Below are 7,924 nucleotides of genomic sequence, written 5' to 3'. Positions count from 1 at the left end.
AATCCTCAACGCAGGATTTCCTAAGCCAGGTGACCACCACAATAGACCAGCAGTACCTTATCACAGGCAGCAGTATTCAGGCAGGAATGCGGAAGCAGGGAACAGGAAATGCTGCCAGCCAGAACAATGGCTATGATTTCCACCTGGTAAAATTAAACCAGCAGGGAGAACAGGTCTGGGAGAAGTATTTCTCAGGGCAAAACCATGATTATTTATCAGCCACTGTAACCACACAGGATGGGGGCTTCCTTTTAGCCGGGACCTCCTATTCCGGGAAAGGACTGGATAAAAAGGACGATTCCAAAGGAGGCTCTGATATCTGGCTGATCAGGATTAATGAATTCGGGGATGAACTATGGCAGAAAACTTTGGGAAGCCCTTCCGATGAAGAAGCCAGGGCAGTGATTCAAACCACCGATTCAGGTTTTTTTGTAGCGGGAAATGTACAAAACTCTTTTAAAGGCTATGGTTCAAAAGATGTATGGATAGTAAGGCTTGATAAAGAGGGAAAAGAATTATCACAACTGATTTTAGGAGGAAAAGGTTTAGACGAAGTTGAAAAAATGATTCCCACGAAAGACGGTGGGGCTTTGTTAGGTATCTATTCCAGAAGTGGAGTTGTTAATATGAGCAATAGTCAATCAACAACGAATACTCTGGATTTACCTTCCAAAACTGCAGGTTCTGTAGCCAGAAGCCAAATGCCAAAAGCCAGCAGCAACTATGGTGAAGGCGACTACTGGATTGTAAAACTGGATAAAACCGGAAAGGTAGAATGGGAAAAGAACTATGGAGGCAAAGGGGATGATCATTTGAGGACCTTGGCATTGACCTCTAGCGGCTATATCATCGGAGGAGAATCCAGATCGGAAAGATCCGGGAACAAAACAGTAGGAATAGAGGAAGGAACAGACCTTTGGCTAATTGCCCTTAATGAAAGAGGCGAAGAAGAGTGGCAAAAGTCTTACAATTTTAAAAACCGGGATATTCTGATGGGGATGAGTGTGATAGGTGGGGAGCTGGAAGATGGAAGCGGGAAGTCTACCAAAGGAATTTTATTGGGCGGCTATACCCAGGCAGAAGGAAGGATAGAAAAGGATGATGAAACTTTCTGGATGCTGTACCTGGATGGCAATGGTAATGAGCAGTGGCGGAAACATGTGGGAGGAGAATCGAGGCAAAGAGAGGAAAGGCTCTCGGATTTGAAACTTAACAGGGATGGTTCTATTATCCTGGCAGGAACGAGTGCAGAAGAACTGGGAAAAGAAAACTGGAAGATCGTCAAATTGGGAGACAAGCAGGTTGAACAGTTAATTGAAAAATCTGACATTAAGATTTATCCTAACCCGGTGTCAGACTATGCGTATGTAGAAATCGGCTTTGATTTCAAGGAAGCTGAGATTTTGTTGTATGATATGAGTGGGAGACAGCTTCAGAGTTTGAAAACGAAGAATAGAGTCACGAAGTTGAATACCCAGGCTTTGATCCAGGGGGCTTATCTGGTGACGATAAAGACTGATACTAATAAAACGGCGAATGCTAAACTGATAAAGAATAATACATTATGAGAAGTATAAAAATTTTACTGGGTATTACCATTTGTATTTTATCCCATGTAAAAGCCCAACAATTAAATTATGGGGATTTTCCTAAGCCCGTACCTTCAGTATCTTCGATGGAAACTTATCAGGAGACACCGGTAGCAATGGCTACAGGAGTACCGGATATTAAAATACCTATAACGGGAATTTCTTCAAGCGATAGCTATATTGCTGATCGTCTAATATTATCTTATAATCCTAATAGTGTTAATGAAGCAGAGTTCGTGAATGATTCAGGTTTAGGATGGAGTGCATTAGGAGGGGGAATAATTTCAAGGAAAATAGTTAACGGACTGGACGAACGGTTCAGTGATGTAGGTGCTACTAATTATCAAAAAAATAAATTTGACGATATTTTTTATTATAACCTTCCTACAGGAAAAGGGGGTAAATTTAAGATTTATAGAAGACCTGATGACAGCTTTGAAATCACAGAATTATCAGGAAATAATATTAAAATTGATTTTACCAGAAATAATAATATGGCCACCCTTATTGTGGATTCCTTTACCATTACAGATGATAAAGGATATAAATATATATTCAATGATTACAGCCAGTCTTTATATAGTGGAAGCAACAAGCTGTATCGCTCGGCTTATTTTCTGAGTAGTATTAAAAAATCCAAATAATGTAGAATTGCTTACATACGAGTACAGAAAAGATTTCAGAAATATTACAGGAACCAGCACTGTACTGTACCAGAGCTGCAAGCTTAAAAAAAATTAATGCAATAGGAATAGGAAACCTTACTATTGATTATACATTTGATGAGAATCTTGAGAAAACGATGAACGATCCGTACAGTATTTCAAAGATTGCTTTACAGAATAATTACGGACGATCGTTGAGTCAGTATAATTTTGATTATACCTACTATAAATTTTCCAATGTGACGGCAGATATACGGTTGCTTACCAGGATCAGGAAAATGAATCCTGCCAACCTGAATGGTAGCCCATTAGAAACAACGGCATTTGAATATAATGAGACAGGCTTACCTGCTAAAGAGCTTATATCGGATGGCTATGCATGCGATGTGCCACAATCTGGTTTTCGCAATTCATTTCCGAAAGACAGAATAATCGGTGTATTAAAAAAAATAACCCTTCCAACGGGAGGGGTTCAGGAATACGTTTTTGAGCCGAATGAATATTTTACCGATATGAATACCCCTGAGTATCTGAATTCTTTGACAGAATATACAGACCCTTATGTTCAATATGTAAAATATAACAATTCGCTAGACTTTAATACAAGTTCGGCTAATCTTATAAGATGGAAGCTTTCCGGTACTGCAGGTCAGAAAAAAAGAATATATTTCAGATTCTATGCCGGAAGAAATACCCCCATAGGACCAATTATAGGAGGATCCGGTGGTTTACTTAATGCCAATATTAAAATTAATGGCGGAGCTGTTCCCTTCACGGTTTGTAAACAGGAAGGAACAATAGATAGCTATAATGCGATAATATCTTTTGAAATAACTCCCGGCACCCATATTATAGAAGTGGTAGGAGTGGATATTTCAGGAAATATTGATATTTCCGAGTTGGTTACCAATCCTCCGCCTTATGCCAACCTCAATTATTCTGAAACCGGTCTGCGCATCAAAAATATTCTGTATTATGGATCTTCTTCACAAAGTGCACCGGAAAAAAATATAACCTATACCTATAATAAGCTGAATGACCCTTTAAATACAAGTGGTAGTGTTTTTACCAATGAAAACGGAACCTATGTACTATATAGTAATGTTAAAGTAACTACAGATAATAATGGTTATACCGTTTATTCATTTAAAACTCCGGCAGACTACCCGGAAACGCCTCAGCAAATAGAAGGAAATTTTGTAAATGTCAAACATTATTTTAACCTCACACAAGGAGGCCTTTTGGATAAAACAGAGATATACAATTCATTAGATCAAAAAGTAGCGAGTACAGAAAATACATATGAATTGGCAGATCTTAAAGGAACAGTACCCACTCTTTCAAATGTAGGATATACAATTCCCGGAATGGTAAAAAAAGTGACAGAAATAGAGAAAAATCATATTTCATCACAAGTTATTGAGAGTAAGAAGGAGTTGGAGTTTGACAATTCCCTTTGGGTTTTTCAGCTTTTAAAAATAAAAAATACCTCGTCAGATGGGAACATCTATGAAAAAATGATGAAGTATCCTAACAATAAGGTACTTGAGGGGCAGGAGAATGAATATGCCCACCTATGGAATGCCAATATGAGAGGTGTTGCGGTGAGTACTACAGAAATAAACAACGGAAAGATAATATCGTCCACAGATATAAAAATTTTGATAACGGAAGTTTATATCCTACTTCAATAGTGGGCACCAACCCGAATGATAACAGCAAAAAGATTCTGATTAAATATGACCTATATGATGAAAGAGGAAATCTGAAGCAATTTACCAAAGACCTTGATCCCAACGGAGGAGGGGGTAATACTACAGCTATTATATATGGGTATAATAATACGTTGCCTATCATTCAGGTGGAGGGAGCAAATTATGATGTTCTTAATAGTATACCGGGTATAGATTTTAATACGCTTACCAACCAAGATGTAGATGAGGTTTCAGAAAAGGTATTGTTAAAATCATTAGATGAGTACAGAACCCATGAAGGACTTAAAAAATTTATGGTGACTACTTATACCTATGATCCTATGTTGGGTGTGACTACGGTAACTGCTCCTAACGGAATGCGTCAATCCTATCAATATGATCAGAATGGAAAACTTAAATCGGTCATTGATGTCAACGGGAACATTGTAAAAGATTTCCGCTATAATCTAAAACCACAACCCTGAAAAACAGATCATGAAAAAAATAGTAACAATTATAATGATTCTGATGGTGGGTCTATTCCATTCACAGAATCTGACATCATCGGAAAACTATACGTATAGCAGGACATACCTGGAGCCAGTAACAGCTACCAATAACAGCGCCCAACAGATCCAGAGTGTACAATATTTTGATGGATTGGGAAGACCTGTACAAAGTATTGGGATTAAGGCATCACCTAATGGAAAAGACCTGGTGGTACCTTCTGTATATGATAATAACGGAAGACAGACGAAGTCTTATCTTCCATTACCGGCAGATACGCAAAACGGTGCTTTTAATCCCAATGCAAATGAAAACACTGTAAATTCTTATTATGGGGTTCCCAATGCCTATGCTGAAGTACAGATTGAAAAATCGCCTTTAGCGAGAATTGAAAAGTCTGCAGCTCCTGGAGCAGACTGGCAGATCAGCAGCAACCATACCCAAAAGATGGTTTATCAAACTAACGAAGCTGGTACTGTAAAAAGATTTAAAGCAACCACCGCATGGAATGCTTCCAATCAGATTAATGATGTTTTTATTTCCCCGGCACCGAACGATAGTTATACGACAGGTGGGTACTATAACGCAAATACCTTACTCAAAACAGTATCTGTAGATGAAGATGATCATGAAATTCATACATATTCCAATACAAACGGCCAGAAGATCCTGGTAAGGCAGATCAACAAAAAACCGGAAGGCGGTACAGAAAACCTGGATACCTATTATGTATATGATGAATTTGGCAACCTGTCACTTATTATTCCTCCGAGAGCATCAATTTCACCCAATTTTTTTCACAGTATTGGATCAATTATGCTACCAGTATAAATATGACAAATACAACAGGCTGGCAGAAAAAAAGCTTCCGGGAAAAGAATGGGAATATGTTGTCTATGACAAACAGAACAGGCCTGTACTTTCCCAGGATGGTAACCTTAGAACCACCACTAATAATTTCGGGAAGAAAGGCTGGATGTTTATCAAATATGATGCTTTGGGAAGAATGGCCTACTCAGGGTTCTTTGCCAATACGGGAACAAGAGTATCAATGCAGGCTGCTCTGGATAATATGGCATCCAATCCCAATAACAATGAAACGACAAGCACTATTCCTTTTTCATTAAATGGCATTGATGTCTACTATACAAAAAATGCTTTCCCTACAGAAAGTATGACGGTCCTTAGTGTCAATTATTACGATGAATATCCTGCGGGATCTCCCGCTTTGCCCACACAGATCCAAAGCCAGGTGACATTAGGTTCTATGCCCACTCCAATAACCTCTAACGGTTGGTCTTCCATAAGAAGTATTAAAACCCTGCCTACAGCAAGCTATGTTAAAAATATAGAAAATGACAGCTGGTCTTCGGCCTTTATCTGGTACGATACCCAAGGGAGAGTCATAGGAACTTATGGTAAAAATCACCTGGGAGGATTTACAAGGACGGAAGGTGTGCTGGATTTTTCGGGGAAAACACTGGAAACGTATACCTATCACTCCCGAAACACCTCTTCTACAGAAGTAAGTGTAAAAGACAGGTTTGTGTACAGCTCTCAAAACTACCTGTCGAAACATTACCAGCAGATTAATGACAATCCGGAAGAACTGATCTCAGAATACTTTTATAATGACCTGGGGCAGGTGATCAGTAAAAAAGTAGGAAATAGCCTTCAAAGTATTGATTATACTTATAATATCAGAGGATGGCTTACCGGGATTAACCCCGATAATATTGCCAATCTCGGGAATAAGCTCTTTAGCTACAAAATAAAATACAATACAGTAGAAGGTGCAGAAAGCCCTAATAACTCTTATAGTTCACTTAAGGTAAAACCTAATTATAACGGAAGTATAGCTGAGGTAGATTGGAAAACTGCCTATGGAACCAATGAGCCTTTAAGAAGATATGGCTATGTATATGACGGAGCCAGCCGTTTGAGGGCAGGTTTTTATCAGGTGAGTACGAATCCTTATTCCAAAGAGTACAGTGAGGTCATGAATTATGATCTGAATGGAAATATCAGCTCGCTCAATAGAACCGGTGCTGCTGTGGGAGGAACTGCCGAAGTAATGGATGACCTGAGGTATACTTATTTTAATGGAAACCGTTTGGCATATGTAGAGGAGAGCGGAAGTGGAAATGCATTAAGCGGTTATCCGTTAGGAGCCGGACAAGGTCAGAATATTGATTATGACGGAAACGGGAATATGACCAGTCATCTGGATAAAGGCATTACAAAAATTGCATACAATTATCTTAATCTGCCTTCTTCTTTCACCAATACAGATGCTTCAAAAAATATATCTTATGTTTATCTGGCAGACGGAAGTAAGGTACAGGCTTTTAGTAATGGAAAGGTAACGGATTATCTGGATGGGTTCCAGTATGAAAGTACGGGCGGAACTTTAACCACAAAAATCCTGGCTAATGAAGAAGGCTATTTTGATTTTATGAACAACCGGTATGTGTATCAATATGCCGATCACCTGGGCAATATAAGGCTCTCTTACACCAAAAATACAAACGGAACAGCAACGATATTAGAAGAAAATAATTACTACCCTTTTGGATTAAAGCATACGGGATATAATACAGGAGATACAACCAACAATAAATTTAAATATCTTTACAACAGCAAGGAATTGCAGAGTAGCGGAAATCTGGATTATGGCTGGCGTCAGTATATGCCGGACCTGGGGAGATGGTTTGGGATGGATGCCCTTTCAGAATCTTATCATATGGCTAGTCCATATGCCTATGTGATGAATAATCCGGCAATGTTCTTTGACCCTAATGGAATGCTTTCCCAGGCGTTCATGGACGAGGTATGGAATTCCCCATCAGGGACCGTTTGGACAAATAACGGAAAAGGGTTTACCAATAATTGGGGAGGAAGTATGGATTATGACGGAAACCCACTCAATTATTTTGGATATAGTCATATGACTACCGGTCTTGATGAAGGTGGTGGAGGTGGAGGAGGGTTTTATTTCACAGTTCCGGTTACGGTAACAGGAAAAGGAAACATCAGCACATGGAATAAAGGGGATAATTATTTTCCTAATATCTTTGCCATGGGGATGGCATTTGACAGGGCTCTTGCAGGGCTCTTCCCAAATGGAGGCAGAGCATTTGATTCAATGTCATGGGTAAGAAATGACAGAGGAGTAGAAATGATGAGCAGTGTGTGGGATGCAGTGGGTATTGCAATTGCCAACAATATTTCTGCTGAAAACCAGACGCAGGCACTGGGATTAGCGGCTTTAGCGGTCATTTTAACAAAAGGGAAGGCGGCTCCTGGAATTATAAAAACAGAAGGATGGTTGGCTTATCATGAAGGATCTACATTAGGACATACATTGGCAAGACATGTTGGTAAAACCGATGCAGATTTAATCAGCCGTTTAGCTACTCAAAAGGGAATTACAGGTGCAAGTTCTTTTACAAACGAAGCAATAGCAGAA

Annotated in this window: 6 protein-coding genes; all 6 read left to right on the top strand. The window is 39.2% G+C overall.

What is annotated here, in order from left to right; genetic code table 11:
- On the top strand, window positions 1–1,568 hold a 1,568-nt coding region (locus HX13_RS21485), incomplete at its 5' end, for a T9SS type A sorting domain-containing protein (protein ID WP_050022738.1).
- On the top strand, window positions 1,565–2,233 hold the full coding sequence (locus HX13_RS21480; RefSeq protein ID WP_050022737.1) for a hypothetical protein: 669 nt from the start codon (window positions 1,565–1,567) through the stop codon (window positions 2,231–2,233). The genes HX13_RS21485 and HX13_RS21480, both read left to right, overlap by 4 nt.
- Before the next feature lie 158 nt (window positions 2,234–2,391).
- Window positions 2,392–3,948: a hypothetical protein gene (locus HX13_RS21475; RefSeq protein WP_050022736.1), complete on the top strand. Its 1,557-nt coding sequence runs from the start codon at window positions 2,392–2,394 to the stop codon at window positions 3,946–3,948.
- The gene (locus HX13_RS21470) at window positions 3,948–4,433 is read left to right on the top strand and encodes an RHS repeat domain-containing protein (protein ID WP_050022735.1); all 486 of its coding nucleotides are present in this window, start codon (window positions 3,948–3,950) and stop codon (window positions 4,431–4,433) included. The genes HX13_RS21475 and HX13_RS21470 overlap by 1 nt, the downstream gene beginning before the upstream one ends.
- Window positions 4,434–4,443: 10 nt before the next feature.
- On the top strand, window positions 4,444–5,286 hold the full coding sequence (locus HX13_RS21465; protein WP_050022734.1) for a DUF6443 domain-containing protein: 843 nt from the start codon (window positions 4,444–4,446) through the stop codon (window positions 5,284–5,286).
- Window positions 5,261–7,924 (top strand): RHS repeat-associated core domain-containing protein (locus tag HX13_RS21460; protein ID WP_316931377.1); only part of this gene is annotated, 2,664 nt, incomplete at its 3' end. The genes HX13_RS21465 and HX13_RS21460, both read left to right, overlap by 26 nt.

Source organism: Chryseobacterium sp. P1-3, from assembly GCF_000738495.1.
GTDB lineage: Bacteria > Bacteroidota > Bacteroidia > Flavobacteriales > Weeksellaceae > Chryseobacterium > Chryseobacterium gallinarum.
The sequence above is the reverse complement of the archived record's forward strand: the minus strand, read 5'-3'. Positions and strand labels throughout refer to the sequence as shown.

Bases quoted from the DNA above. Each gene is read 5' to 3' on its own strand.
- HX13_RS21480 (WP_050022737.1), top strand. From the start codon at position 1,565: ATGAGAAGTATAAAAATTTTACTGGGTATTACCATTTGTATTTTATCC.
- HX13_RS21475 (WP_050022736.1), top strand. From the start codon at position 2,392: ATGAACGATCCGTACAGTATTTCAAAGATTGCTTTACAGAATAATTAC.
- HX13_RS21465 (WP_050022734.1), top strand. From the start codon at position 4,444: ATGAAAAAAATAGTAACAATTATAATGATTCTGATGGTGGGTCTATTC.